Below are 25,580 nucleotides of genomic sequence, written 5' to 3'. Positions count from 1 at the left end.
CGCCTGAGGGCCTTGGTGTAGGCGCTGTCGGAGTCGCATCTCGTTTGTCTGTGTCATCGGCCGGCCTAACAGGCGGGCCCGTGTCGGGTGGCGGGTCCGGGTCTCTCGGGCTGGACGTTCCCCGAGGGCGCACCCTGATGTTCCCGTCCGTCGGCCGCCGCCACGGCTCCAACGGACGACGGGAGATTCTTATGAGCGCCTACCCGGCGATCGCCGATCACGGGATGGTCGGTGACCTCCAGACGGCCGCGTTGGTGTCCTCCGACGGGACGATCGACTGGTGGTGCACGCCCCGGTTCGATTCGCCCAGCGTGTTCGCGTCGCTGCTCGACAGCGAACGCGGGGGTTACTGCCGGCTGGCCGCGCACCTCCCCGGCGGGCAGGAGCCGGTGGTCCGACAGCTCTACCTTTCCGATACCGCTGTTCTGGTCACCCGTTTCATGGCGCCGAGCGGAGTCGGCGAGGTCGCCGACTTCATGACCCCCCTGACCACCGGGACCCCGACGGACCGGCACCGCCTGGTGAGGGTGGTGCGGGTGGTGCGGGGCAGCATGGACTTCCGCCTGACCTGTCGGCCGCGGTTCGACTACGGTCGCGCCTCGCACACCCTGGAGCGGACCGGCGAGGCGTCCACGGTTTTCCACGGCCCCGGCACCGACCTGCACCTGCAGGTCACCGGCCCCTTCGTGCTCCACCCCGATGACGACGACCTCACCGCCCGCTGCACCCTCACCGCCGGGCAGACCGCCGCCGTGGTCCTGACCTCCGACGCGAGCGGCGCCGCCGCCCCGGCGGAGCTGGTACCCGACGAAATCCGGGCGGAGCTGGAGGCGTGCCGGAGGTTCTGGCACGGGTGGTTGCGCTCCTCCACCTACCGCGGCCGGTGGCGTGACATCGTCAACCGCTCCGCGATCACCCTCAAGCTGCTCACCTATGCCCCCACCGGTGCTCCGATCGCTGCCGCGACCATGGGGCTGCCCGAGCAGATCGGCGGCGAACGCAACTGGGACTACCGCTACACGTGGGTCCGTGACTCCTCCCTGGCGGTCAGGGCGCTGTCCGATCTCGGGTTCACCGAGGAGGCCGCGGCCTTCCGCCGGTGGCTGCGCGATCGCCTGGAGGCCGGCGGCACCGCCTCGGGCGAGCCCCTTCAGATCATGTACCGCATCGACGGGGAGCCCCACCTGACCGAGGAAGTCCTGGACCACCTGGAGGGCTACGAGGGCTCGGCCCCGGTACGGGCGGGCAACGCGGCCGCCGACCAGATCCAGCTCGACATCTACGGTGAGGCCGCCGACGCCCTGGCCCAGGCCGGAGAGATGGGAGGAATCCGTGGCTGGAAGAAGTTCGCCGACGTGCTGGACTGGCTCGCCGACCACTGGGACCGGCCCGACGAGGGCATCTGGGAGACCCGCGGCGGGCAGCAGGAATTCACCTACAGCCGCCTCATGACCTGGGTCGCCTTCGACCGCGGCATCAAACTCGCCACCCTCCACTCCCGGCCCGCCGACACCGCTCGCTGGGCGCAGGAGCGCGACGCCGTGTTCCGGCAGATCGTCGAACGCGGCTGGAACGAGGAGCGGCGGGCCTTCGTCCAGCACTACGCCACGGACGTCCTGGACGCCTCCCTGCTGCTGATGCCCCGTGTCGGATTCCTCTCGCCCACGGACCCGGCCTGGCTCAGCACCCTGGACGCCATGGAGCAGGAACTCGTCAGCGACAGCCTCGTCTACCGGTACAACCCCGAGGCATCCCCGGACGGACTGCGCGGCTCCGAGGGCACCTTCAACCTCTGCAGCTTCCTCTACGTCGAGGCACTGGCCCGCTCGGGCCGCCTCCACCAAGCCCGCTACGCCTTCGACAAGATGCTGACCTACGCCAACCACGTCGGCCTGTTCGCCGAGGAGATCGGCCCGTCCGGCGAACAGATGGGCAACTTCCCCCAGGCGTTCACGCACCTCGCGCTGGTGGCCGCGGCCATCGCCCTCGACGAGCAACTCGACACGGCGGAACGCGGTGGCACCGATGGCTGACCCCACCCCCGCCCCGAACACACCCGCCGCCCTGCGGAGGGTCATCGCCCCGCTCGCCCTCGCCCAGTTCATCTGCAGCTTCGCCGGCTCCAACATGAACGTGATGATCAACGACATCAGCGAGGACCTCGACACGACGGTGCAGGGCGTCCAGGTCGCCATCACGATCTTCCTGCTGGTCATGGCCGCCCTGATGATCCCCGGCGGCAAACTGACCGACCGCTACGGCCGCAAACGGTGCTTGCTCACCGGCCTCGTCGTCTACGGCGTCGGCGCCCTGCTCAGCGCCGCCGCACCGGGCCTGGGCGTCCTCATCCTGGGCAACTCGATCCTCGAAGGCGTCGGCACCGCCCTGCTCATCCCGCCCGTCTACATCCTCACCACACTGCTCTTCACGGAGATGACCTCACGCGCCCGCGCATTCGGGACGATCATGGCGCTCGGAGGCATCGGCGCCGCGGCCGGCCCGCTGATCGGCGGACTCATCACCTCGGCACTCAGCTGGCGGGCCGCGTTCGTGTTCCAGGCCCTGGTGATCGTCGTGATCATCGTCCTCAGCCGCCGCATCGAGGACCCCTTGCCGCCGGACCCGACCCGCCCCTTCGACACCGTCGGCACCGTCCTGTCCGCCGTCGGCCTCGTCCTGGTCGTCACCGGAATCCTGGCCGCCGACGACAACGGCTGGCTGATGCTCGCCCTCCTCGCCCTCGGCGCGCTCTTCCTGTTCGCCTTCTTCCGCTGGGTCCGAGCCAGGGAACGCGCAGGCAAGGAACCGCTGCTCTCCACCAGCCTGTTCCGCATCCGCAGCTCCAACCTCGGCCTCGTCACCCAGAACACCCAGTGGCTGCTCCTGATGGGGGTGTCCTTCACCGTGGCCTCCTACCTGCAGGTCGTCCGCGGCTACGACGCGATCCAGACCGGAGTGATCTTCACCGCGGCCACCCTCGGAATCCTCGTGTCCTCCCTGGCAGCCGAACGCCTCGCCAAGCGCCACGCCCAGCGCACCCTCATCCTCACGGGATTCGTCACCACCATCGCCGGCATCGTCGTCCTGATCGTCGTGGTCGGTGGTTCCCCCAGCCCCTGGGCCTTCGCACCCGGACTCCTCCTCATCGGCCTCGGACTCGGCGTGATGCTCACCCCCTCGGTCAACATCGTCCAGTCGAGCTTCGCCGAGGACCAGCAGGGCGAGATCTCCGGCCTGTCCCGCAGCGTCTCCAACCTCGGCTCCTCCCTCGGCACCGCGGTCGCCGGCACCATCCTCGTCGCCGGCCTCACCAGCCACGCCTACGCCGCCGCGATGATCACCCTGGCAGCCGTCGGACTCATCGGCCTCACCGCCGCCGTGCTCCTCCCCCACCACCCGCCCCACACCCCCGCCCCCACCGGCCGACAAGCCTCACCGAGCCCGACCGGCGATGAGTGAGGAAGAGGTTGCCTGTCCGTCGTCCCGGAGGTGGTGGTGCGGCGCCGAATCGCTCCCTGCCGACCTCATGCCGGGTGGATGAGGCGGCTTTCGTAGGCGAAGATCACGGCCTGTATCCGGTCGCGGAGTTCGAGCTTCTGCAGTATTCGCCCCAGATGGGACTTCACGGTCGCCTCCGCCAGGTACAGGGTGGCCGCGATCTCGGTGTTGGACAGGCCGCAGCCCACCTTGATGAGCACCTCGCGCTCACGGGCGCTGAGTCGGCTCAGCCGCTCGTTGCGGTCGGCGCTGCTGCCGTCGGGGATGTGCGGGCGGAAGTTCTCCAGCAGGCGGCGGGTGATCCGCGGTGAGACCACCGCGTCGCCCGCGGCCACACTGCGTATCGCGGTGAGCAGTTCCTCGGGCCTGGTGTTCTTCAGCAAGAAGCCCGAGGCTCCGGCGTTGAGCCCGGCGAAGGCGTATTCGTCCAGGTCGAAGGTGGTGAGGATCAGTACTCTGCTCTTCGGGGAGATCCGGATGACCTCTCGGGTTGCCTCGATCCCGTCGGTCCCGGGCATCCGGACGTCCATGAGGACGACGTCGGGGCGCAGATCCCGGGCGAGGCGTACGGCCTGGATGCCGTCCGCCGCTTCGCCGACCGGTGCCATGTCGGGCTGGGTCTCCAGGACCGTGCTGAAGGCCATACGGAGCAGCGCTTCGTCGTCGGCGATCAGGATGCGGATCGTCATGCGGACGCCGCTCCGCTGCTGTCGAGGTCGAGGTCGAGGCGGGTGTGGACTCCCCAGCCGCCGCCCGGGAGCGGTCCGGCCCGCAACGTCCCCCCGTGGGCGGCCGCGCGCTCGCGCATGCCGGAGATGCCGTGGCCGGACGGTGTGGCGCCGGGAAGCGGCGGGCGGGGGCCGCTGTCGGTGACGTCCACTGTGACGGTCTCGGTCGAGCACCGTATCCGGACCTTCGCGTGTGTGCCGGTGGGTGTGTGCTTGAGGGTGTTGGTCAAGGCTTCCTGTACCAGGCGGTAGACGGTCAGTTGTGCGGTGGCGGGTATGTGGGTGTGGCCGCCCTGGACGTCGACGCGGGTCGGCAGCCCGGCGGCGCACATCTGGTCGGCGAGGGCTGCCAGTTGTGCGATGCCGGGCAGCGGGTGGCGCTCCGCGTCCGGTTCGTCGGTCCGCAGGACGCCCAAGGAGCGTCGCATGTCGGTCAGGGCCTGCCGGCCCGTCTCGGAGATCTGGAGCATCGCGGTGGTGGCCTTGTCGGGCGACCGGTGCTGCGCGTAGACGGCGGCGTCGGTGAGCGCGACCATGACGGACAGGTTGTGGGTGACGATGTCGTGCATCTCCCGGGTGATACGTGTCCTCTCCTCGGCGACGGCCAGCCGCTCCTGCTGGTCATGCTCTTGCTCCAGACGTGCGGACCGTTCCTCCAGGGCCGCGAGGTAGGCGCGTGTGGTCCGCACGTTCACCCCCAGGACGGCGGCGGCGACGACCATCGCGGTCACCGCGACGAAGGGGGTCAGGAACGCGCCTTCCGTCGCCCAGCTCAGACAGGCCAGCAGGGCCCCGCCCTCCACGATGGCACCGGCGACGAGCGTGCCGCGCCGGCCCGAGTTCGCGGCCACCGTGTAGAGAGCCACCAGCAAAGCGATGTCCGCCGGCAGTTGGACGTCCATCAGCCACTGGACGAAGGCTGCGGCTGCCACGACGCCGAACACCGTGAGCGGGGCCCGGCGCCGCCACACCAGGGGCAGCGCAAGGGCCGCGGTGAGGGCCACGGCCACCGGCAGCTCCTGCGGCGCGCGCGTGGTCATGACGTTGAGCAGGAGCAGCGCCGGCAACAGCCAGTCCCACACCATGGGCGGCAGCCGGAGGCCCCAGCGCCGGACGGCTCTCCCCGGTCGCGCCGCTCGCACGGGGGCCGGGTCGGCGTACCTCGTCAGCCGTACGGTCGTCCTCGTCAGCCGTACGGCAGTCCTCGTCCGCCGCGCGCGGTCCCGGTAGCGAACCGGGTGGGCATCGCCCGGCTCTGAGGCCGCCTCGGTCATCACACGTCCCTGTCGATTTCAGCAGCATGGTGGCCCCGGCCGGGGCCACCACCGCGTACAGCCGGAGCCGGGTCGGGTCGGGTACAAGGAGCGCACACCCCGCGCTCCCCGGCGCGTACCGCGGCTCTGTCACGGTAGGCCGCGGGCCCGCGAAGCACATGAGCCCACCGTCTGATGGCACCGCGCCGACGTACGACCGCAGGATGAGTCCCGCTACCTTCCGCGGTCGCAAAGCGGCCGTTCACCTGGCGTGCTCGATTGCGACTCCGGTTGCAACACGGTGGCGACCCGGGACCGATGTGGCAGCGCGTACCCCGCGCCGAGGATGGCCGGGTGACCGAGATCATCACGGGACTGCACATGTCCCCCCTGGAAATCCTTGCCTTGCTGGGTGCCGCCGCGCTGGTAGTGGCGCGCTGGCTTCCCCTCGCTGCCCGCCCACGCGTCACGATCGCGGCGGGGGCGGTTCTCGTGCTGTCCGCGATCGTGCTGGGTGTGGTGGGGATCCGCTGGCAGATGCTGCCGGTACTGGCAGGCGCCGCCTTCGCGTTGCCGTTCGCCGTCTCTCCTCTGATTCGACGACGTACCGGCCGGCCGGCGTGGCGGGCCCGGTGGTGGCTGGCGTTGCCGGGATCGGTGGCCTGCGTGGGCCTGATCGCCACGGGCCCGTCGGCCGCCTGGGCCTTTCCCGTACCCGTGTTCCCCGAACCGTCCGGCCACTTCGCGGTCGGCACCCGCGTGATGCAGTGGACCGACCCGGACCGCCCCGAAACCGCCACCGCCGACCCGCACGACCGGCGCACGGTCGTGGTCCAGCTCTGGTACCCCGCGCAGAAGAGCCCCGCAGGCGCGCAGCGGGCCCAGTACCTCGGACGCACGGAGCACGAGGCGCGCACCGTCTCCGACGCCCTCGCGCGCTATGCCGGCCTGCCCGGCTTCCTGGTCGACGGCGTCCCGCGTGCCCACACCCATTCGGTCTTCGACGCTCCGGTGGCCGACAAGGGCGGACGGTTCCCGGTCGTGCTGTTCTCTCCCGGGCTGGGCGGAGTGCGCACCCAGAACACCGCCTGGGCGGAGGAACTGGCCAGCAACGGCTATGCGGTCGCCGCCCTCGACCACCCGTACGACTCCGCCGCCGTCGTCCTCGCCGACCGCCGGACGATCAACACCAAGATCGTCTCCACCGGCGACGACGACGAAGACAACAAACGGGCCGCCGAAACAACGGGAATTCGGGCCGCGGACCTCAGCTTCGTCCTCACTCAGCTGGACGGTCTGGGCCGAGGTGAGATCGCCGGCCCGCTGACCGGACGCCTGGACACCGGCCGGGTCGCGGTCACCGGCCACTCCGTGGGTGGTGCCGCCGCCCTGCAGGCAGCCCGGCAGGATCACCGGTTCGATGCCGTCATCGATCTGGACGGCTACCCGCACGGCCCCACCTCCCCCTCCCTCCACCAACCGACGCTCGCGCTCACCCAGGCCATCACCCCCGCAACCGACCCGCAGTACATACCCCGCCTCACCAAGGCCCTCGAGCTCAACACCGCGACGAGCTACCGGCTCACCATCCCCGGCGCCGCACACCTCACCTTCATGGACGGCCCCCTGTACCTGCCGCCTGTGCCCTCGATAGCCGGCTCCCTGGGCCGCACCGAGAGCCCGCGCGTCGTCGCCGCAACCACTCTCGCCTTCCTGGACACCACCCTGCGGCACAAACCCGGTGACCTGCCCGGCGTTCTGTCGGCCTACGGCGGCCTCAGCGTCTACGGCCCGAGCAACAACCGCTGATCAGCTGTGTGGCGGCAGCCGAACGGCACGGCCGTTTCCCGTTCCCCAGCCGGAGTGCGGTCCGCGGTGCCGTCCCCACCGCGGACCAGCGCGCCGGGCCGGCCTGTCGGCAAACGCTGCCGGCCCCTCGACGGCACCGCGGCGGTCCCGGCCCAGCGCAAGAGCCGCCGCGCGTACGAGAACCGCGTCAGCACCCTCACCCCGACCGGACCATGATCCGGGTCAGCGGCTACCGCTGATTTCCGTTCCTCGCGGGGGGGTGATGGAGCGGTGCGCGATGCTCGCGTCCGCTCCCGGCCCCTCCGTACGGGGTGCTTCTTCGAGCCGGAACGTGTCGAGGAGCAAGCGCAGTCGGTCGGGTGTCAGCTCGCCCTGGGAGAGGGCGCGGAGCGCGGGCCACAGCATGGCGGGAGTTCCCTTCTGCAGCGGACCGGGTCGGCTACCGGGACAAGTGGATCGGGTTGCTCCAGGCACGCCGCCCGTGCGCGTCCTCGACGGTGACCCGGCAGTGGCCGTCGCCGAACATCTTGAGCGGCAGGGAACACTCCGTCAGGCCCTCCCCCTCCACGAGCTGCACGCCCGGTACGCCTCCCGTGACCATCACCTTGCGCGCCGGGGAGCAGCGGACCGTAAGGGCTTGGCCCTGTCCTCCCGAAGCTGCCACGAAGTGACAAGTAGCTCTCTCTAGCAAATCCGGGGTGAGCTTGTCCGGGTTTTCGATCTTTCCGGATTCTTGAGGAGCCGCTCGGCGACGTTGGTCCGGTCACGAAGACCGGCGGGAGTGCGGAGTGCGGCAGGAGTGGGAGCCGGAGGACTTGATCGAGGTCTGGACGCTGTGTGGAGGAGGACCAGGAGCGGCTTCGGAGCAAGTCGGGGGCGGCGAACCGGCTGGGTTTCGCGCTGTTGCTGAAGTTCTTCTGCTTCCGAAGAACTGCCGAGGAACACGGAACTGACCGGGGCGCCCCATACGTTGAGCAGGGCAGGGCCACGCCGTGCGCACCCGGCGAGCACCGAAGGGATGGGGGGACGCGTGCCGCAACAGAGCCGCTCCGCGCGCCTGGCCGCGTCCGCGCTGACCCTCGTCGTCACCGTCCTCGCGCTGTTCGTCCCCGTGGCCGGGGCGCAGAGCATGCCCGTGCCCGCCGACAGGCCGCTCGCCCACCACACTGTGGCGGGGCACGACGGACAAGGGGCAGGACCGGACGACGTCCCGGCGCGGCATGTCGCGGTCACGCACCGACCTGACGCCCACATCCCGGGCCCGCAGCCTGCGGGCCCCGCGCGTACGGCCGTCGACACGGCCCCGCGCCGCGCACTGGGCGGGCCCGACACGGGCCCCGCCACCGCACTCGCGCCGCCGCGCAGGCCGGCCGAGTCCGCCGCCCCGCGCGGCCCGCCCCACCGATGAGCACGCAGACCGTCATCGACGCCTGACCCTTCTGACCCGGCGCACACCGCGCGGGGCCGGTCACGCGTCCCTCCGTCCTGCCCTCATCGTGGAGTACGCATGTCTCGCGCACCCTTGTCCCGCCCACCCTTGTGGAGAGCGATCGTCGCGCTGGCAGCCGTCGCGCTGTCCCTCTACATCGCCCTCACCCAATCCGCCCGCCTCGGCCTCGATCTGCGCGGCGGCACCCAGATCGTCCTGGAGACCCGGGACTCACCCACCGTCAAGGCCGACGCCGCATCCACCGACCGCGCTCTGGAGGTCCTCAGGCAGCGCGTCGACGCCCTCGGCGTCTCCGAACCCGGCATCGCCCGCTCCGGCGAGAAGCGGATCATCGTCGAACTGCCCGGAGTGCAGGACCCACGCAAGGCCGCCGAGGTCATCGGCCGCACCGCACAGCTCACGGTCCACCCGGTGACGGGGGCGACACCCGACAAGGGCTCCGCGAAGCCCGAGGCCGACGGATCGCGCACCCTGCCCGACCCGGACCAGCCGGGCAACCACCTGAAGCTGGGCCCCACCGCCCTCACCGGCGAGGGGGTCGAGGACGCCGAGGCGGTCCTGGACCAGCAGTCGCTCAGCGGCTGGATGGTCTCCCTCGACTTCCGCAAGGGCGCGGGCGACACCTGGGCGAAGATCACCTCGGACGCGGCCTGCGCGCCTCAGGGCGCTCCGGAACGCCGCGTCGTCATCACCCTCGACAACAAGATCATCTCGGCGCCCGGCGTCACCGCGGACGTGGTGTGCGGGACCGGTATCACCGGCGGCTCCACGCAGATCAGCGGCGACTTCGGCCGGGCCGAGGCGCGCGACCTGGCGGCGCTCGTGAAGGGCGGCGCGCTGCCGGTGCCCCTCGACGTCCTGGAGCAGCGCACGGTCGGCCCGACGCTCGGCGCCGACGCAATCGAGGCGAGCACCAAGGCCGCGCTCATCGGCATCGCCCTGACCGCACTGTTCATCACCGTCGTCTACCGGCTCCTCGGCGCGCTCGCCGCCTTGGCCCTCGCGCTGTACGGCCTCATCTCGTACGCCGCTCTGGTGGCGCTCGGCGCGACGCTCACGCTGCCGGGGCTCGCCGGGTTCGTCCTGGCGATCGGCATGGCGGTGGACGCGAACGTCCTGGTCTTCGAACGGGCCAGGGAGGAGTACCTGGGCGTCCGTTCCAAGGACTTGGCGAAGCCGGTGAAGACCGGCTTCGCGAAGGCGTGGAGCGCGGTGATCGACTCGAACGTGACGACGCTGCTCGCCGCGGGATTGCTGTTCTTCTTCGCCACGGGCCCGGTCAAGGGCTTCGGGGTCACCCTGTGCATCGGCGTCCTGGCATCGATGCTCACGGCGCTCGTGATCACCCGCGCGCTCGCGGACTTCGCCGTCGCCCGCAGCTTCGTACGCAAGCGCCCCGGCCTGACGGGCATCGCCTCGACGGGCCGGGTCCGCACATGGCTGTCCCGCCGCAACCCGAACCTGGTCCGCCACCGTCGCCGCTGGCTCGGCGCGAGCGCACTCCTGGTGGCGGTGGCCGTCGCAGGAATCCTCATCCGCGGCCTGGACTTCGGCGTGGAGTTCACCGGCGGCCGCCTCGTCGAGTACAGCACCAGCAGGTCCGTCGACGCGGACACGGCCCGCAACGCCCTGTCCGACGCGGGGTTCCCGCGCGCGGTGGTGCAGGAGTCCGGCGACGGCGACATCACCGTACGCACGGAGAAACTCACCGACGACGAACAGCAGCGCGTCAAGGCGGCCTTGGAGGAGCCCGGCGGAACCGTCACGGTGGAGCGTGACGAACAGATCGGCCCGAGCCTCGGCAGCGAACTGCGCCAGAAGGCGCTCCTGGCCCTGGGCATCGCGGTGGCCGCCCAGCTGATCTACCTCAGCGTGCGGTTCCGCTGGACCCTGGCGGCAGCGGCAGTCTCTGCGATGGTCCACGACGTCCTCCTCGTGGTGGGCCTGTTCGCCTGGCTGGGCAGGCCGGTGGACAGCGTCTTCCTGGCGGCGCTGCTCACAGTGATCGGCTACTCCGTGAACGACACGGTGGTCGTCTTCGACCGCGTCCGCGAAGCGCGCCGCCGAGACCCCCGAGGCGACCTGGAGAAAACGGCCAACCACGCGGTGGTCCAGACACTCCCGCGCACGGTGAACACGGGCATGGGAGCCCTGTTCATCCTGACCGCACTGGCGGTACTGGGCGGCGACTCGCTGGCGGACTTCTCCGTGGCGCTGATCGCGGGCGTCCTGGTCGGCATCGCCTCGACCATCTTCACCGCGGTCCCGATCGCGATCGCCCTGGAACACCGCAACCCGACACCCCCACCGGCACGGGGCCGCCGCGCCGCGAAGGAAGTCCCTGACGGGTACAGCTCGTTGGAGGCACGGAGGAAGAAGGAGAGGGGGACGGGGGCGGCCGTCTGAGCCCGCGAGGACGGCCCTGAGGTCGAGGGCAGCCTCCATCACACGCCGACCGGGCCTCCACGGAGCTCCGACAACCGCGGCCACGCTCCGCGGAGGCCCGGTCGGCACGATGCCCGGGGAAGCAGCATCTCTGTCACCATCATGACTTTCGGTCACGGGATGTGACGCATTCGCTTCCGGATTTCCTCATCAAAGGGTGTTAGCGGGTTCTTGAAGGGCCGTCTTCGAGCGGGTGCACTGGACTGCGGCCCCCGCTGCTGCCCGGCGATGGGGTCGCCCGCCAAGTAGTGGACCGCAACAGTCACCGACGGCGCCACCGGATGCGAGGCCCCCGCACCCGGGGCCAGGGTCGGCAACCTCCCACCGGCTAGTTTGGTCGGATGGATCACGACGTCACCGCGCTGGTCGAGGAGTGGCTGGCCGGCCCGAACTCCGAGGCGAACGGGTACTTCGGCTACCAGGCCCTCGAGCACTACCGTCCCGCCGTCCTGCACTGGCTGACCGTCGGCTGCAGGCTCGACGGCAGCCCCGACCCGGACCTGTACCTCCAGCCCACCCCCATGGCTCTCCAGAACTGGGCCATCGGCTACGCCGGCGCCGCCCGCTCCCGCGACGCCGCCTGTGGAGCCGTCCGCTCCTTCTACCGCTGGGCCGAGACGCCTGCAGTCGGCGGCGGGCCCGGCCTCGTACCGCCAGGCACCGCCAAGTCGCTCCAGTTCCAGCGTGGCGGCAACTTCGCAGCCGGCCTGCCCGGCCGCGAACTCCTCACCCCCGACCAGTGCCGCTGGCTCGCCCAAGCCGCCGACCGCTACCCCGGCACCCGCCGCGAAGGCCCCCACCGCGCCCGCGCCCTCGTCTACCTCTGCCTCAACCACTACCTCTGGGGCCGCCACAGCGACGACGACGTCCTGCGCCCCGGCCAGATCACCGCCATGCGCCTCAGCGGCCGCCACCAGGAACAGCACCGCACCACCTGGGACGTCCCCCAGAAGAACGCCTCCAGCGACGCCACCCGCGCCATCGACGAATACCTTCCCCACCGCGCGACGGCCCTTCCCGACACCGGACACCTCTTCACCACCGTCAACGGCCGCCCCCTCGAACCCCAATCCCTCATCCGCATTCTTCGAACCGTCGCCGCCACCCACCCCGACCTCGAAGAAACCGCCCCCAAACTCTCCGCCGACGCCGTCACCCACTCCCCAGCCACGTGACGCTTCTTCACACCGTTGTACCCACGCCTCGGTGTTTGTGCTGCCACACGGTCCGGGCGTGTGCGGATGCGAGCCAGTCGTGTGCGGCGAGGGCGTCGGCGATCGGTTCGGCGGTGGTGCCGAGGACGAAGGGGAACGTGGGCGGGCAGGAGCGCGGCCGAGGCCGAGCATCGCGACCGGGTGCTTCGCGGCGGCGGTCACCTCGGCCATCACGCGGGCAGGACCGTGGATGGCGACGAGGAAAGCCGCGTCCTGCAGGTAGAACCGTTCGTCGGTCATCGTGCATCGCGCCGGGCTCGTCGCCACCTGTCAAGGTGAGGCAGGAGCGAGGGCTGACGGCGCTGCGGCACCGCCGGCCGCTGGTGAACCAGGATGCGGAGGAGCTGCCGGAGGCGGAGTGCACGTACTCACCCTGGTCGTACGAGTGAGCGTTAACAGGGCGAAGCCCCTGTTCCTGGTGCTCGGAGAGGGGGCTTCGTGATGACGCGGTCAGTCTGCGGACGGCCGACGATGGCGCTGGCTGTCACGCCCTTCGGTGCTTGATCAGGGGTTCGCCATCCTCAGCCCGGGACCGGTGGAAGGTGGTTGACCGTACGCGGAGCCTGATCGCGTGCGCGGAAGCCGAAGCTGACGAGGATGACGCTCTCTCCGGCACCGAGGGGCGTCCGGCCGTGCGGCGTGATCGCTCCGTCGAACACGACGCATTCTCCCGGTGCCAGGTCGCATTCGAGGTAGCCGTCGGCGTTCATGAAGACGGTGCAGCTCACGGTAGGGGAAGCGGTGAGGCGGTCGTGCTTGAGGCACAGGATCAGGTTGGCTTCCCCGAAGCCGAATTCGTCGAGGTGGAAGTCGAGGAACTGGCCTTCTTCCAGGTAGGCGATGTAGACGCCGGTGTGAGGCTGCTCGACCTCCAGACCGGTCGCCCGCGCTACGACAGCGGCGAGATCGACTTGTCCCGCGAATCGGCTCGCCGCCTCGCCGACGGGCGCGTTCCACTTGCCGTTGTGCAGGTATCCGCCACCGGCCAGGGCCTCCTCGGCCTCCTCCGCCATGCCGGCGAGCAACTCGACGGGGAACGACTGGTCACGCAGGTAGCGGGGGCGCACCCGTTCGTGAGCGGTGAGATCGCGTACGGCGTCCCGGAGAGTGGGAAACCCTTCCTCCCACCCGGCCGGCGTGCGGGCCGTGGTGCGGGACTGGAGCCAGGAAGTCCATCGCCTGCTCCATTGTGCCGCTTCTGCGCCATCACCCTCGGGCGCGTCCGGACTGGTGCCTGCTTGGCTGATCAGCAACTCGACGCGGTCGAGCGCGGCCTGGGTGGATTCGATCAGGCCGGTGTCGCCCTTGGCGATCCGCAGTCGCCGGGCTTCCCACAGGTGGGCACGAGCTGATTCGACGTCACCGCGCTCCATCAGGTGCTTGCCGAGGTGCTGGAGCGCGAAGTCAGCCAGCTCAGGGTGCTGGTTCTGGGCGGCGTCCAGGGCTTTGCGGTAGAGCCCGTCGGCGGTCTCGGCTGCACCGGCGTAGCGGTACGCGTCGGCGAGGTTGAGTTCGGTGGCGATGACAGCGCGGGTGTTGCCACTGGCCGCCGCCAGGTCGAGCGCCCGGCGTAGGAACGTGCGCGCTTCGTCGTGGTGGCCCAGGCTCAGCAAGCCGATGCCGGTCCACCGGGCCAGAACTCTCGCCCGTGCGGCATCCGTACCTTCGGGAAGTGCCAGGAGTTCCTCGCGGAGCTTCTCCATGGCGGTGGTCAGCTGGTCGTGGTCGGTGGGGACCATGCGCAAGTCCTCGCCCTGTGTGATGAGGTGCTGGAGCACTCATCCCTCCCTCGTTCGGTTTCCCGGTCCGGTCGCTGAGGCTAGAGCTGGTCGGTCTGGTGACGCAGGTCGGCCAGCAGTTCCCGGCCGTGCACGGTGAAGTGCTCTTCCAGGAGTTCGAGCTGGCCCATGAGGTAGCGGACGGCCGGCATGCCCTCGTCGTAGGCGGCCTGGATGCTCGCGCGCTCGCTGGCGGTCAGGTCGTCGCGGTCGAGTTCGATGCTGCGGAACCGGAGGAGCTGGTTGTATACGCAGGTCGCGTGGAAGGCCCGGTCCACCTCCCAGAACTGGTTGCGGGCCACTCCCTGCGTAGCGCGCCACGCGATCTCGATCTTGGGGGAGATCTTCGAGGAGTACCCGTCGGCGAAGACCTGGCGCTGGAGGACGTGGAAGCTGACCGACTGGTGGACGGCCTCGTGCAGGAGGTTCTCCGCCAGGAAGAGGTGGGACGGTTCGTCGCTGACGGTGTTCGGCGGGATGTGGTGCCGCGCCTTCTCGGAGAACACAATCACGTAAGGCAGCGCCGGATCGCTGGAGCTGGTCAGGGACGAGGTGCGGACGCCGGGCTTGAGACCCACCCACAGCAGCCCCCGGTCGAATTCCTTGACGCGGGCGAAGCCTTCGGGGTGGACCGAGGCCAGCCGCTCCAGCGCCTGGGTCAGCGCGGTACGGCGCCCGTCGGTGTGCTCGGCGATCTCGTAGTCCGCCAGGCTGATCTCGCGGGCGATCTGCTCGGGCAGCTCGGCGGCGAACCAGTCGAAGCGGGCTCCGGCCACGTCCACGCTGTCGCTGCTCAGGGCGCGGGCGTGCTCGGCGTAGGGGATGCCGGACTTCACGAGGCGCTCCATCAGGGCGAAGGGAAGGGCCTGCTCGGCGCCCTCCTCACGCAGACGAGTCAGCTCCGGATCCTCCCGGTCGAGATCGAAGAACGAGCCGGCCTCTACGCGGATGGCGATGGTGGTCTGCACTGTGGGCCCTCCTTGGTCGAGATGTGCAGGTGGCGGAGCAGGCGGTGGCGGAGACTGATGCGGGGCGCCCCGGGATGAGTAGCGAGACGCCCCGCCGTGCCGTCAGTCAAACGGCATCAGTGAAAATCAGCCGTCAGACCGCGGTTCCCGTCGGCGCGAAGTCTCCGTCCGGCACGGAGTGGTCCAGACGCCGCGTCAGGGACTCGACACGCGTCTCCGGCGCGAAGTCTCCGTCCGGGACCGAGTGGTCCAGGCGCCGGGTCAGGTTGTCGATCTCGATGCTGCTGGTCATGGTGGTGCTCCCTTCGGTGTACGCGAGTGGTGCAGGGGGTGGTGCATCCCGTCCCGGGCGGTGGTGCTGTAGGAGGTGCCGGGCGGGAAGCCGATGGGTTCAGCGGGCGTCGGCCTGGCGGAGCGCTTGGTGGTCGTCGACGACCCACTCGATGCCGCCGCCCTCGGCGCGCAGGAACACGGCCTCGGGGATCACTCGGCGGGTGCGGGGGTCCTCCCACTCGCCGATGAACTGCACGATGCCCTCGCGGGGTCCAGCACGCGGGCGCCTTCGTGGAGCCAGGAAGGGCGGCGGGTCATGCCGGGCCGTCCTCGGTGGTGTTGTCCTCGCCGGCCTGGCCGAGGCGGGCGTGCAGGGCTCCGAGCCGCTGGCAGCCCCGCTCTGCTCGCGCCCTCAGGGCCGGGGAGGGCTGGCCGTACGCCTCGGTGACGTCGGCCCCGACCGTGAAGGCGTGCCACGGGACGGGTTCGGGCTGGTCTTCGGGCTGTCGGGCCAGGGGGCGGCGGGGGAGTTCGGGGCCGGGCATCGAGCGCTCCTCTCCGAGGGGCTGCAGCGGGAAACAGGGACCGGGAGGGCGACTGCGCCCCCGCTGCCGGGGTGGTGCGGCGTCAGCCTCGGTCCCGCACAAGGGGCCTGGTCGATCCCGCGAGATGAACGTACGGTCGCGCTGCGTGCGGTAGGACTGACTGTGGGTACGTGTTATGGCAGGGGCCGCACCGGGGAGCGCGCGATGGCCACGAGACCAAGCACCGGCACGATCGCGGGCTTTGTGCTGCGCACGGCGCGGGAGTCGGTGCCGCTCACTCAGGCGGGGATGGCCGAGGCCCTGGGCGTGGACCTGGCGACGATGCAGGGCTGGGAATCGGGCCGGCGACCGATCGCCAACATGAGGGCGGTTGATCTGCTCAGGCTCCGGCGGAGGCTGGCCGGGCTCGGTGCGGACGCGGCGATCGTCGCCCTGCTGGACGCGGCGATGGACGCGGACCGGATCATCGCCGCCACGCTCCAGCCTGGCGAAGGGCCGCACCCTCTGGCCGAGTGGGTGCACACGCGGGACACCGCCCACATGCTCGCCTGGGCGCTCACCGGTACCCGGCCGCCCTCCCTTGCAGGTATCCCGTCCCCGCGCCGGCGGGGGCCAGCAGCGGCTTCTCCGCTCCTCCCCGCACCAGACCGGTCGGCGTTCTTCGAGCGGCTGCGGACCACGGCGGAGGCGGCTCCTCGGACCGACGCCCAGGGCGTGCTCCTGCACCGCCAGGCCCTGTACCTGACCTCGTACGACAAGAGCCCCGAGGCGGTGGCCTGGACGGCGCAGGCCCTGCACGCCCGGCGTGGCCTGCTGGCCCGTAGGGGGTGGACTCCGCAGTGGGCGGAGGCCCGCTCGACGGCTACTGCCCTGGCCCGGCTCGGTGACCCGGTCCCGCTGCTCGACTTCATCGAGCGGGCGATGGTGGACGACGACGCGGGCGAGGCCGCGAACTTGAACTACTGGGCGTACTGGCTGGGCGGTACCCCGTTACCGCAGTCCGACGACATGTTCATGCGGGACCGGCAGCTCACCGGCTGGGATCCCGTCACGCTGCTGCGAGGGCTGACGTACGGCCTGCACCACGCCCCCGGGTACGTCGACCTGTACGCCCACACGATGTGGGCTCTGCTGACGGCCCACCCGTGGCTGCCGCAGGCATCCGCTCTGCTGGTGCGGGACCTGGCGGAGCGTACCGAGCGACTGCTGGACGGTGGCGGGATCTCCGAAAGATCCCGGCGCGAACTCACCACCGTGAACTACGTTCTACGTGATCGAACCTGAAACCGGAGGTCAGCAGATGGCAGACGAGACGGCGAACGCCCAGGGCACCGCTGGATTCCTCTTCGAGATGGGCGTGCTCAAGAACGCGAAGCGGACCGGCTGGTGGTTCACCGGGAACAACAACCCCGAGAGCATCGCCGAGCACTCGTTCCGCGTCGGCATCGTCGGCGCCGTGCTGGCCATGATGGAAGGTGTCGACCCCGCGAAGGTCGCGCTGATGTGTCTCTTCCACGACACGCAGGAGACCCGGATCGGGGACATCCCGCACATCGGGCGCCGGTACATCGACGCGGCCTCGAACGAGACCGTCACCGCGGACCAGGTTTCCGCCGCGCACCCAGCGGTCAGGGCCGGCGTGCAGCGAGTGGTGGGCGAGTACGAGAACGGCGACACCCCTGAGGCGATCGTGGCAAAGGACGCCGACAAGCTCGAATGCCTGGTGCAGGCCGTAGAGTACCGGGCCCAGGGCTACAGCCTCGTACAGGACTGGATCGACACTTCGTTGAACAGCCTCAAGACGGCGTCGGCGCAGGCCCTCGCCGAGGCCGCCTTGACCATGTCGCCGCTGGAGTGGCGGAAGACCTTCCTGGGGCAGTAGCCGAGCCCGGAAACGAAGAAGCCCCTGCCGCACGTTCGTCCTCATCGCTGGCGGCCTCGGAACCGGCCCATCTCGCCGAACTCTAAACGCGGGGTCTGACAAGGGTCGGAACCGCGAAACAAGCTCAGGCTGCGTCGTCTCGTTCTCGTTCGATGGCGGCGAGTCGGTCTTGAGGCCCTACCCTCCGACCATGGAGGATGAGAGAGACAGCCAGGAGGAACTGCCCTGGGCTTGCACTGAACCATCCTGACCCCCGAAGCCATCCTGCCCCGCGTCGCCCAGGCCCTACGTACCACCGACCCAACCGCGGCTGCACCGCACGGTCAACCAGGAATGCCTCGACCTGCTGCGCACCCGGCCACGCGGCAACGAAGCCGACGACGATCTGTGGACCTTCGTCCCGCGCCGAAGACTGCCCTGGTGGCTCTGGCGCCACCAACTCCCAGGCCACCTCACATGGCACGTCTACGAACGCTGGCGCCCGTAGCTGCCCGCCGGCCACTGACAGACCCGCTGATCAGCGGCTTTCGTCGGTTGCCCGACGCAGGTCCCGGAACTGGGAAATGGGGTGCACGGCCGATGCTGCTGGGGCGCCCGTGCACCACGGGCACCCCAGCAGCGGTTCTTACCGGAAACCCAAGTAGCGGCAGGATCGGTTCACCCTTGGGACCGCACGACACAGCAGCGGACAGCAGGGGCCCTCCCCCCGACAACGTGCGGATCTACCCACCCAGGGAGACGAGCAGGACCCCTGTTATCGTGCGCCAATGTCAACGATCAAACAGTTCCAAGTGACCTTCGACTGCGCGGAGCCTGCGCGCCTCGCCGCTTTCTGGTGCGAGGTGCTGGGGTACGTCGTACCGACGGTCCCGGAGGGCTTTGCCACGTGGGAGGAGTACCACCGCTCGCTGCCGCCTGAGGATGAGATCTACTTCGCGTGCACTGATCCCTCCGGTGTGGGTTCACGCCTGCTTTTCCAGCGAGTTCCCGAAGGCAAGGTCGTCAAGAACCGGGTGCATCTCTGTGTGCGGGCCGGCGCCGGGCTCGTGGGTGACGAGCGCCTGGCCACACTCGAGGCCGAATGCGCACGGCTGACGGCTCTCGGCGCGAAACACGTGCTGACGCAGCGCGCCGATGGCGTCAACGAGTCGTGCATCACGATGCAGGACATCGAGGGCAACGAGTTCTGCCTCGCCTGAATCTCCTCCAAGACTGCGAGGTGGGGAGCCGTCTCCCGTGGACCTCTCAGGTCCCGCATGCGGCAGGAGCTTCACGCGGATCTTCCACCGACTGGTCGAGGAACACGGCGTCGAGGTCTCTTACCAGCAGATTCGGCGCTACGTCGCGGACCGCAAGCCGCAGATCCTGGTGGAGTCGGGCAAGACTCCGCTGGAGGTGTTCGTCCCGCAGACGCACCAGCCCGGCATGGAGGCCGAGGCCGAGGTCGACTTCGGCGACGTGACGGTGCGCGAGGACCGGCCTCCGGCACCAGCTCACCGCCGCTGCGATCAACCTCTCCTGCATCGACGCCCACCTCACCCGGACACCCCGGGCCCTCACCAGCCACTTCGCAGCACTTCGCCCCGCCTCGCTGGAACACCAGCTCGGCGGGGCAAAATGACCAGGATCCCACTTAGCCAACAGCGTCCGCGGGTGTGCGCGAGGGGCCGTCCCGGACGGGGGTGACTGTCACGTGCGCCAGTCGACGGGGGTCATGGCCCCGTCGAAGTCCTGGACGATCCTGGAGATCGGCTGGACCGTCGACATTTGCTCCCCGTTGACGATTGCCGAGCCGATCAGGGTACCGGCGGCCTTGGTTCCGTACAGGACGGCTCCCCCGCTGTCGCCGCCCTGCGTGGCGACGTGCCTGACGACGACGACGCCGGACGTGGTCGTGCCGTCCCTGTTGGTGAAGCTCCACCCCGACGCGAAGTACTTGCCGCACTGCCAGCCGCCGGCCGCGCCGGAGATGCAGGTGTACAGACTGCCCACCATGTCCGCCGCCGGGTTCGCGATGTAGCCGCTGTAGATGTTGAACCACTGCCCCTCGGACTTGGCCTGCCCTCCCGACGGGCTCCAGTCCCGAGGGTGGTCCACCTTGATCAGTGCGTAGTCCGAGGTGGGGTACTGCTTGACGGCCACCCTGCCGATGAGGCCGTTGCCGTTCCTGTCCGTGCTGCCGTCGTTCCGCCGGATCTCGTTGCCCATGTCGACGCAGTGGGCGGCCGTCGCCAGGTAGGTGTCGCCACCCTTCTGGAGCATGATCCCTGCCGAGCAGAGGCCCCTGCCCGGAATCGACAGACCGTCACCGCCGACGAGTCCGGTCTGGTGGTTGGCGGTCCTCTGATGCGTGGAGACCGCGACCTTTGCGCGCTCCTCCCCGGTCACACCGGCCTCGCGCAGCAGCGCCTCGCCGTCCGCGGAGGCCGGAAGCTCCAGCCTGACGCGGTTCGCCTGGGTGTCCACCCCCCAGGAGCTGTCCTTCGGGATCAGTCCCTTGGCGCCCGCGGCATCCAGCCGCGCCTGGACCTCCTTCAGGACGGCGGTGGTGTACGCGGCGCGCTGCGGGATGACCCCGGCGGCCTTCGCCGCGCGCTCCCCTTCGTCGTCGACGACGTTCGCGTGGACCTCGCCGCGCATCACGTTGGCCCAGACGCCTGCGGCATTCGCGCCCTGACTGCCCTCGAACGCCTTGGCGGTGGCCGCCAGCCCGTCCTGCGCGGCGAGCCGCTGCGCCACCTCGGCCTCCGGGAGGCCGACTTGGGCCGCCACCGCACGCGCGGCGGCCTGCGGGGTGAACGGGGCCGGCAAGGCGAGGCTGCCGGCGGCGGAGCTCGACGCCACGCCGGGCGCCATGGCGAGCCCGGCGAGCAGGACCGCGACCGCGCCCTTGGCGAGCGCCTTCCTGGGGACCTTCATGGTCATCTCCTTGAATGGATGTCACGTGCGGGGGTGCGGGCCCTTGCTCAGGCGAGCAGGTTCATGTGCGAGGACAGCAGGCGGTACTGGCCGGACGCGTAGTCATAGGAGACGTAGCCCGTCCAGTACGTGCCGATGAGCGAGTCGCTGAGCGCCCGGGTGAAGGTGTACGAGGTGCCGGACGAGGCCCACTGCCAGGCGCCCGAGACGTACCTGTTCACGCCGCACTCCTGCGGGTCGCAGGAGTACAGACCGACCCAGTCGTACTTGCCGACCGGGTTGCCGCCGTAGTCCCAGCCGATCGTCACGACCTGGGTCTCCTTGACGTGGATGGCGGCGGCCCAGGTGCCCGGCGTGGACGAGGCGGCGGCCGCTGCGGCCGCCGCAGGGACCGCCGGCCCGGCCGCCGAGGCGGCCTGGACCGGCAGCACGCACAGCAGCGCGAGGGCCGTGGCCGCCGCCCTGGTGAGCACGGTCATGACTCAGTCGATCTTGTCGTGGGAGGAGGTGACGATGCGGTACTGGCCCGAGGAGTAGTCGTAGGAGATGTAGGCCGTCCAGTAGTCCCCGCTGACCGCCGGGATCTTGGACACGTACGAGGTGCCGTGCCCGTAGGCCCACTGCCAGTCCACGTAGTTGTTGAGGCCGATGACGCCGGGGTCCTGCTTGTAGAGACCGACCCAGTCGTACTTGCCGACGTTGAAGGGCGGGTTCCAGTTGATCTGGACGTAGCCGCCGTTCTTGGTCGCCCAGCTCGTGGGCGAGTCCCCGGACTGGAGCGGGCTCTGTACCTGCTGGACGCCGGTCGGCACCGCCGCCGACGCGGTGGCCGAGCCCGCGAGGGGCAGCGCGACGGCCATCGCCAGGGCCGCGACGGCCGCGGCGCGGGTGCGGAAGGGGATTGCGGACATGGGAGTCCTCCTGATCGTCTGCCGGCGCCCCGAACCGGTGGGCGCCGGTGTCCGTGACCGGACTCCGACAACGGTCGTGGACGTTGGCAGACGGTCAGTCAACACGCATGTCAGCGCGGGGATTAGTGCCCCAACGACGTCGAAGTAGACGCCCGATGGACACCGATCCGGAAGACAGCCCTACGGCTCCAGCCGGTGCGGCCCCCGGAACAGGAACGTCGCTTCCCGGATCGACCACCTGGTGCGACGCTGCAGCCGGAGCATGTTCACCCAGCCGTAGACAGTGACCGTCTCGCCGACGCGTGACACGCCGGGACCTCCAAGAGCCCGGGCGCGATTCACCGCCGCCCCGTACAACCTGGGGGATGAGGACCGGTCGCACGTCTCTTCCCTGGTGGAGGCCGACCCGCGGCTCGGTGCTTCCTACGGATCGGGCTGGTACGGGTACGGCACGAAACAGGTGCTCCTGTGGCGCCGGGACCGCATCACCGCGGTCGTGGCAGCCGACCTGCCGAAGAACGCGTTGTAAGGTCCGCGCTCTCCCCGGATCCGAGGATTCGGCCTGCCGGAACAACGCCGCGGAGAGTCCGGTGGGAGGACATGGGCCGCCCGGGTCGCTGTCCAGGCCCACGGATTGGCGCCGCGGCCCGGCGCGGCCGGGCCTGCTGCTTCCCCCCCCATACGGCCTTCGGGGAGGATCGGTCCGGATTTTGGCGGTAGCGGTCAAGACCGGCCCCGCCAGTCCGAGGGTGGCGGGGCAGCCTGGCGCTCACACCCTGTCGACGCCCGTCATGATCCGGACCATGCCCCGAACGCTGATGTGGCCCGGGCCTCGGCCTACCGGCCTCACGGTGACCCCGCCGCCGGCGCGCTGCTCGGGGACCTCGGACGCCTCGGCCTCCAGGACGACGACCCGTTGCCCCGGCGCGGCCTGCCCCGAGATACGGGCCGCCTCCCGCTCCGTCGCGGCGAAGAACACGAGCCCCTCCAGCTCCCGCCGCAGCGCAGGCAGACGGCTGGCCACCGGGCAGATCACCCCGCACAGCTCACCGTGCACCGTCACCGGCAACCCCATGGCGAACGCGGGTTCCGGGTCCTTCCCCGTACGGACGGCGGCGACAGTATCCCCGGTCTCCTGGCACACCCACGCTCGGACCGGGCGGCGAAAGCCGGCCTGGCGGGCCTCCAGCTCCCGGATACGCGCCATGTGGTCGGCCTGGTCCTGCTCCCGCCGCCGCTCGGCGGCCGCGGCCCGCTCGGCCGCCCGCCGGTGCGCCTCGGACGCCGCCAGCTGCTCGGCCTCCCACTCGAAGTACTGCCGGGCGATCCACCGGAGCACCGGTTCCCCGACCCGAAGCCGGTACGGGCGCACGGTGTTCGCGACCAGGGCCGCCACGAACTGCCCCAGCGCCAGCTCGGCGACGTCCACCCACCGGCCGTGTCCACCGCATGGGAGCGCCCCCTGGACGCGTTCGCACAGCGGCCGCTGGACGCACCACTCCCGTACGAACCGGGCCGCCCCGGCGACGAGCAGGAGCGGGCCGCCGTTCTCGGCCCGGGCCAGCTGGACCGCCGGCACGGCGCCGAGCCACGGCACGGTCTTCCGGTCCGTGAACCAACAGACCTCCACCCCGGCCGCCGAGTACCGGGCGGTGCGCTGCTCGATGTCCTCCACCGCGATCGGGTCCCAGTAGTTCCCGCCGAAAAAACAACGCTAAGCCCGCGAGGCCCCCCTGATCTGGGGTGATCTCGGAGAAGGCGGGGCGGTGGCCCGTTGCCGGGCGCAGGGTGGCTCGTTGGGCTGACCGGGTGACGGTGACGGGAGGGCGGGCGGATGGCGACGAGGGTTTTCAGCGATGAGGAGCTGAGGCTCTGCGGTCGTTCCCAACGATCGGCAAGGACGAGCTGATCCGGTACTTCACCCTCACCCCGGCGGACGAGGCGTTCCTGCGGAAGTTCCGTCGGGCCCAGAACGTGCTCGGCGCCGCTGTGCAGTTGTCTGCCCTGCCTTGGCTGGGTTTCGTCCCCGATGATGTGCCCGCCGCTCCGCCTGCGGCGGTCGGCCGCCTGGGTGGCCAACTTGGGCTCGCTGTCGCTGATCTGGCGGGCTACGGGGAGCTGTCGGCGACATTCGTCCACGCCGGCGGCAAACAGGCCCGCTCTCCACAGCTCAAAAGGAACCTGATCGCCTGCCTGATCGGGCTCTCCACGAACCTCGGTCTGCACGGCATGGCCGCGTCCTGCGGCATCCCGTATGACGTGCTGGCGTGGACCGCGGAGTGGTACATCCGCGAGGAGACGCTCCGCGAGGCGAACATCTGCCTGGTCAACTACCACCACAAGCTGCCGGTGACGGCCATGTTCGGCTCCGGCACCCTGTCCTCCTCCGACGGGCAGCGGTTCCCCACCCGGGGCAAGTCGATCACCGCCCGGCACCTGAACAAGTACTTCGTGTCCGAGGGCATCTCCACCTACACCCACGTCTCCGACCAGCACTCCACGTTCGGCACGAAGGTGATCGTGGCCACGCACCGCGAGGCGCACTACGTGCTGGACGAGATCCTGGGCAACGCCACCGACCTGCCGATCACCGAACACGCCACGGACAGGCACGGCGTCACCCTGGTCAACTTCGGCCTGTTCGACCTGGTGGGAAAGCAGCTCTCGCCCCGTATCCGCGATCTGGGCAAGATCACCCTGTACGGGGTGGGCGCCAAGAGCGACTACGAGGAGCCGTTCCCGAAGGCAGGACCGCTGCTGACGAAGAAGGCCAACCTCGACCTGATCGCCGATCACTGGGACGACCTGCTGCGGCTGGCGGGGTCGCTGAAGTACGGGCACGCCACCGCCTCCCTGATCGTCGGCAAGCTTTCGGCGTCTTCCCGGCAGAACGCGCTGGCCGCCGCGCTGAAGGAGTACGGGGCGATCCGCAGAACGCTCTACGCCGCGAAGTACCTGTCGGACGAGGGCTACCGGCGCAAGATCGCCCGGCAGCTGAACAAGGGCGAGTCCTTGCACGCCCTGCGCCGCCAGCTCCACTACGCCCGTGAGGGCAAGGTCCCCCGCCGTCAGCCGGAGCAGCAGAACGAGCAGGCGTGGTGCCTGACGGTGGTGACGAACGCGGTGGTCTGCTGGCACACCGAGTACATGGGCCTGGCCGTCGGCGAACTGCGCGGGGCCGGCCGCGAGGTGGACGCCGAGGTCCTGGCACACATTTCGCCGGCCCGCAGCTCGGTGGTGAACTACTACGGTTCCATCACCGTCGACTACGAGCACGAACTGGCCCAGCTCGACGAGCGGGGACACCGGCCGCTGCGGACCGTGGCGATGGACGATCCCGGAGCCGGGCTGTAGAGCAGCGAATCGGCCCCGGTGAGGTGCGGGCGCCCGGGGCGTACGGGCGCGTCAGGGATTGGGTAGCGGAAGGCCGGACGTCTGCGGGTGCCGCAGATTGCTTTCCGTCGTAGACGTGCAGGGTGGTAGAGCTGGGAGTCGGGGGCCGATGACGGAGCCTCCGGGGAGGCTGTGCGGCACGGTGGGGGCGCCGTACTGCTGGTGCTCACCTGCCAGGTTCGTACGGCCGGCAGAACCGCGTCCGGCAGGCGCAGATGACCGCCGCGGCCACCCACAGCGTCGCCACAGCGCCGGGGTGGTCCACCAGCACCACGGACAGGCCGGACACCACCGCGACCAGCAACACCATCAAGGGCCAGTCCCGCTTTCGGTACCGCCCGAGCCGCGCGGCGATGGCCCCGTCGAGGCTCTCGCCGAGGAGCTCGTCGAGAGCCTCGGCCACACGGTCGTCGATGAGGTCGCCGAAGCGGCCCTCAAAGAGAAGCGGATCGCCGCAGGACACCCGAGTGGTGGTCATCGACCTGTCCTCCGTCATCAACTGGTTCGCTGCCAT

At 70.2% G+C, this 25,580-nt stretch carries 24 protein-coding genes and 2 pseudogenes; 11 read left to right on the top strand and 15 right to left on the bottom strand.

Annotated elements, in window-relative coordinates:
- Positions 1–191: 191 nt before the first annotated feature.
- Both OOK31_RS36550 and OOK31_RS36545 read left to right on the top strand, forming a co-directional pair.
- Positions 192–2,033, top strand: coding sequence for a glycoside hydrolase family 15 protein (locus tag OOK31_RS36550; RefSeq protein WP_267091736.1), 1,842 nt, complete (start codon positions 192–194; stop codon positions 2,031–2,033).
- Positions 2,026–3,459 (top strand): MFS transporter, encoded by a 1,434-nt coding sequence (locus OOK31_RS36545; RefSeq protein ID WP_267091735.1) that lies wholly within the window; start codon positions 2,026–2,028, stop codon positions 3,457–3,459. The genes OOK31_RS36550 and OOK31_RS36545 overlap by 8 nt, the downstream gene beginning before the upstream one ends.
- 65 nt (positions 3,460–3,524) lie before the next feature.
- Here the strand turns inward: OOK31_RS36545 and OOK31_RS36540 are convergent, their stop codons facing one another.
- Positions 3,525–4,187, bottom strand: coding sequence for a response regulator transcription factor (locus OOK31_RS36540; protein ID WP_267091734.1), 663 nt, complete (start codon positions 4,185–4,187; stop codon positions 3,525–3,527).
- On the bottom strand, positions 4,184–5,368 hold the full coding sequence (locus tag OOK31_RS36535; protein WP_267091733.1) for a sensor histidine kinase: 1,185 nt from the start codon (positions 5,366–5,368) through the stop codon (positions 4,184–4,186). The genes OOK31_RS36540 and OOK31_RS36535 overlap by 4 nt, the downstream gene beginning before the upstream one ends.
- A 429-nt stretch (positions 5,369–5,797) precedes the next feature.
- On the opposite strand from OOK31_RS36535, the gene OOK31_RS36530 reads away from it, so the two are divergent.
- Entirely contained in the window at positions 5,798–7,288 is a 1,491-nt protein-coding gene (locus OOK31_RS36530; RefSeq protein WP_267091732.1) for a dienelactone hydrolase family protein, read from the top strand.
- Between the two features lie 222 nt (positions 7,289–7,510).
- On the opposite strand, the gene OOK31_RS36525 is transcribed toward OOK31_RS36530, so the two are convergent.
- Both OOK31_RS36525 and OOK31_RS36520 read right to left on the bottom strand, forming a co-directional pair.
- Positions 7,511–7,693 carry a hypothetical protein gene (locus tag OOK31_RS36525; protein WP_267091731.1) on the bottom strand — a complete coding sequence of 61 codons (183 nt, stop codon included), beginning with the start codon at positions 7,691–7,693 and terminating at the stop codon, positions 7,511–7,513.
- A 34-nt stretch (positions 7,694–7,727) separates the two neighbouring features.
- Positions 7,728–7,865 carry a hypothetical protein gene (locus tag OOK31_RS36520; protein WP_267091730.1) on the bottom strand — a complete coding sequence of 46 codons (138 nt, stop codon included), beginning with the start codon at positions 7,863–7,865 and terminating at the stop codon, positions 7,728–7,730.
- A 453-nt stretch (positions 7,866–8,318) separates the two neighbouring features.
- Here OOK31_RS36520 and OOK31_RS36515 point away from each other — a divergent pair, with 453 nt between their 5' ends.
- From OOK31_RS36515 to OOK31_RS36505, 3 genes are all read left to right on the top strand, one after another.
- The gene (locus OOK31_RS36515; RefSeq protein ID WP_267091729.1) at positions 8,319–8,696 is read left to right on the top strand and encodes a hypothetical protein; all 378 of its coding nucleotides are present in this window, start codon (positions 8,319–8,321) and stop codon (positions 8,694–8,696) included.
- A gap of 99 nt (positions 8,697–8,795) precedes the next feature.
- Complete coding sequence (gene secD, locus OOK31_RS36510; RefSeq protein WP_267091728.1) at positions 8,796–11,144, top strand: protein translocase subunit SecD; 2,349 nt, start codon at positions 8,796–8,798, stop codon at positions 11,142–11,144.
- Between the two features lie 380 nt (positions 11,145–11,524).
- A complete protein-coding gene (locus tag OOK31_RS36505; RefSeq protein WP_267091727.1) occupies positions 11,525–12,358 on the top strand; it encodes a hypothetical protein in 834 nt (277 codons plus the stop codon).
- Positions 12,359–12,520: 162 nt separating this feature from the next.
- Here the strand turns inward: OOK31_RS36505 and OOK31_RS39600 are convergent.
- The 6 genes and pseudogenes from OOK31_RS39600 to OOK31_RS36480 form a co-directional block, all read right to left on the bottom strand.
- Positions 12,521–12,637, bottom strand: a pseudogene (locus OOK31_RS39600) (type I-E CRISPR-associated protein Cas5/CasD); the annotation flags it as partial.
- 281 nt (positions 12,638–12,918) lie between these two features.
- A complete protein-coding gene (locus OOK31_RS36500) occupies positions 12,919–14,175 on the bottom strand; it encodes a tetratricopeptide repeat protein (protein WP_267091726.1) in 1,257 nt (418 codons plus the stop codon).
- A 41-nt stretch (positions 14,176–14,216) separates the two neighbouring features.
- The gene (locus OOK31_RS36495) at positions 14,217–15,143 is read right to left on the bottom strand and encodes a hypothetical protein (RefSeq protein WP_267091725.1); all 927 of its coding nucleotides are present in this window, start codon (positions 15,141–15,143) and stop codon (positions 14,217–14,219) included.
- A 133-nt stretch (positions 15,144–15,276) separates the two neighbouring features.
- Positions 15,277–15,435 (bottom strand): hypothetical protein, encoded by a 159-nt coding sequence (locus tag OOK31_RS36490; RefSeq protein ID WP_267091724.1) that lies wholly within the window; start codon positions 15,433–15,435, stop codon positions 15,277–15,279.
- A gap of 99 nt (positions 15,436–15,534) precedes the next feature.
- The gene (locus tag OOK31_RS36485; RefSeq protein WP_267091723.1) at positions 15,535–15,672 is read right to left on the bottom strand and encodes a hypothetical protein; all 138 of its coding nucleotides are present in this window, start codon (positions 15,670–15,672) and stop codon (positions 15,535–15,537) included.
- 58 nt (positions 15,673–15,730) lie between these two features.
- A complete protein-coding gene (locus OOK31_RS36480; protein ID WP_267091722.1) occupies positions 15,731–15,961 on the bottom strand; it encodes a hypothetical protein in 231 nt (76 codons plus the stop codon).
- A 204-nt stretch (positions 15,962–16,165) separates the two neighbouring features.
- On the opposite strand from OOK31_RS36480, the gene OOK31_RS36475 reads away from it, so the two are divergent.
- From OOK31_RS36475 to OOK31_RS36460, 4 genes and pseudogenes are all read left to right on the top strand, one after another.
- Positions 16,166–17,245 carry a DNA-binding transcriptional regulator gene (locus OOK31_RS36475; protein WP_267091721.1) on the top strand — a complete coding sequence of 360 codons (1,080 nt, stop codon included), beginning with the start codon at positions 16,166–16,168 and terminating at the stop codon, positions 17,243–17,245.
- Positions 17,246–17,261: 16 nt separating this feature from the next.
- Positions 17,262–17,843: an HD family hydrolase gene (locus OOK31_RS36470; RefSeq protein ID WP_267091720.1), complete on the top strand. Its 582-nt coding sequence runs from the start codon at positions 17,262–17,264 to the stop codon at positions 17,841–17,843.
- Between the two features lie 767 nt (positions 17,844–18,610).
- Entirely contained in the window at positions 18,611–19,042 is a 432-nt protein-coding gene (locus tag OOK31_RS36465; RefSeq protein WP_267091719.1) for a VOC family protein, read from the top strand.
- A gap of 76 nt (positions 19,043–19,118) precedes the next feature.
- A pseudogene (locus tag OOK31_RS36460) lies at positions 19,119–19,310 on the top strand (IS21 family transposase); the annotation flags it as partial.
- Positions 19,311–19,532: 222 nt separating this feature from the next.
- On the opposite strand, the gene OOK31_RS36455 reads toward OOK31_RS36460, so the two are convergent.
- From OOK31_RS36455 to OOK31_RS36440, 4 genes are all read right to left on the bottom strand, one after another.
- On the bottom strand, positions 19,533–20,762 hold the full coding sequence (locus OOK31_RS36455) for a S1 family peptidase (protein ID WP_267091718.1): 1,230 nt from the start codon (positions 20,760–20,762) through the stop codon (positions 19,533–19,535).
- A gap of 47 nt (positions 20,763–20,809) precedes the next feature.
- Entirely contained in the window at positions 20,810–21,241 is a 432-nt protein-coding gene (locus OOK31_RS36450) for a hypothetical protein (RefSeq protein ID WP_267091717.1), read from the bottom strand.
- A gap of 3 nt (positions 21,242–21,244) precedes the next feature.
- Positions 21,245–21,673 (bottom strand): hypothetical protein, encoded by a 429-nt coding sequence (locus OOK31_RS36445; RefSeq protein ID WP_267091716.1) that lies wholly within the window; start codon positions 21,671–21,673, stop codon positions 21,245–21,247.
- Between the two features lie 769 nt (positions 21,674–22,442).
- Entirely contained in the window at positions 22,443–23,348 is a 906-nt protein-coding gene (locus OOK31_RS36440; RefSeq protein WP_267091715.1) for a hypothetical protein, read from the bottom strand.
- A gap of 197 nt (positions 23,349–23,545) precedes the next feature.
- Here OOK31_RS36440 and OOK31_RS36435 point away from each other — a divergent pair, with 197 nt between their 5' ends.
- Positions 23,546–25,027: a Tn3 family transposase gene (locus OOK31_RS36435; RefSeq protein WP_267091849.1), complete on the top strand. Its 1,482-nt coding sequence runs from the start codon at positions 23,546–23,548 to the stop codon at positions 25,025–25,027.
- Between the two features lie 205 nt (positions 25,028–25,232).
- Here OOK31_RS36435 and OOK31_RS36430 read toward each other — a convergent pair whose 3' ends face one another.
- On the bottom strand, positions 25,233–25,580 hold the full coding sequence (locus tag OOK31_RS36430; RefSeq protein ID WP_267091714.1) for a hypothetical protein: 348 nt from the start codon (positions 25,578–25,580) through the stop codon (positions 25,233–25,235).

Origin of the sequence: Streptomyces sp. NBC_00249 (assembly GCF_026342355.1) — a bacterium.
In the GTDB taxonomy this organism is placed as follows: Bacteria; Actinomycetota; Actinomycetes; order Streptomycetales; family Streptomycetaceae; genus Streptomyces.
Note: the sequence above shows the minus strand (reverse complement) of the source record. Positions and strands in the feature narration are given on the sequence as shown.

Bases quoted from the DNA above. Each gene is read 5' to 3' on its own strand.
- OOK31_RS36450 (WP_267091717.1), bottom strand. From the start codon at position 21,241: ATGACCGTGCTCACCAGGGCGGCGGCCACGGCCCTCGCGCTGCTGTGC.
- OOK31_RS36545 (WP_267091735.1), top strand. From the start codon at position 2,026: ATGGCTGACCCCACCCCCGCCCCGAACACACCCGCCGCCCTGCGGAGG.
- OOK31_RS36430 (WP_267091714.1), bottom strand. From the start codon at position 25,580: ATGGCAGCGAACCAGTTGATGACGGAGGACAGGTCGATGACCACCACT.
- OOK31_RS36525 (WP_267091731.1), bottom strand. From the start codon at position 7,693: ATGCTGTGGCCCGCGCTCCGCGCCCTCTCCCAGGGCGAGCTGACACCC.
- OOK31_RS36475 (WP_267091721.1), top strand. From the start codon at position 16,166: ATGGCCACGAGACCAAGCACCGGCACGATCGCGGGCTTTGTGCTGCGC.
- OOK31_RS36465 (WP_267091719.1), top strand. From the start codon at position 18,611: ATGTCAACGATCAAACAGTTCCAAGTGACCTTCGACTGCGCGGAGCCT.
- OOK31_RS36455 (WP_267091718.1), bottom strand. From the start codon at position 20,762: ATGAAGGTCCCCAGGAAGGCGCTCGCCAAGGGCGCGGTCGCGGTCCTG.
- OOK31_RS36490 (WP_267091724.1), bottom strand. From the start codon at position 15,435: ATGACCAGCAGCATCGAGATCGACAACCTGACCCGGCGCCTGGACCAC.
- OOK31_RS36470 (WP_267091720.1), top strand. From the start codon at position 17,262: ATGGCAGACGAGACGGCGAACGCCCAGGGCACCGCTGGATTCCTCTTC.
- OOK31_RS36550 (WP_267091736.1), top strand. From the start codon at position 192: ATGAGCGCCTACCCGGCGATCGCCGATCACGGGATGGTCGGTGACCTC.
- OOK31_RS36505 (WP_267091727.1), top strand. From the start codon at position 11,525: ATGGATCACGACGTCACCGCGCTGGTCGAGGAGTGGCTGGCCGGCCCG.
- OOK31_RS36445 (WP_267091716.1), bottom strand. From the start codon at position 21,673: ATGTCCGCAATCCCCTTCCGCACCCGCGCCGCGGCCGTCGCGGCCCTG.
- OOK31_RS36530 (WP_267091732.1), top strand. From the start codon at position 5,798: ATGTGGCAGCGCGTACCCCGCGCCGAGGATGGCCGGGTGACCGAGATC.
- OOK31_RS36540 (WP_267091734.1), bottom strand. From the start codon at position 4,187: ATGACGATCCGCATCCTGATCGCCGACGACGAAGCGCTGCTCCGTATG.
- secD (WP_267091728.1), top strand. From the start codon at position 8,796: ATGTCTCGCGCACCCTTGTCCCGCCCACCCTTGTGGAGAGCGATCGTC.
- OOK31_RS36480 (WP_267091722.1), bottom strand. From the start codon at position 15,961: ATGCCCGGCCCCGAACTCCCCCGCCGCCCCCTGGCCCGACAGCCCGAA.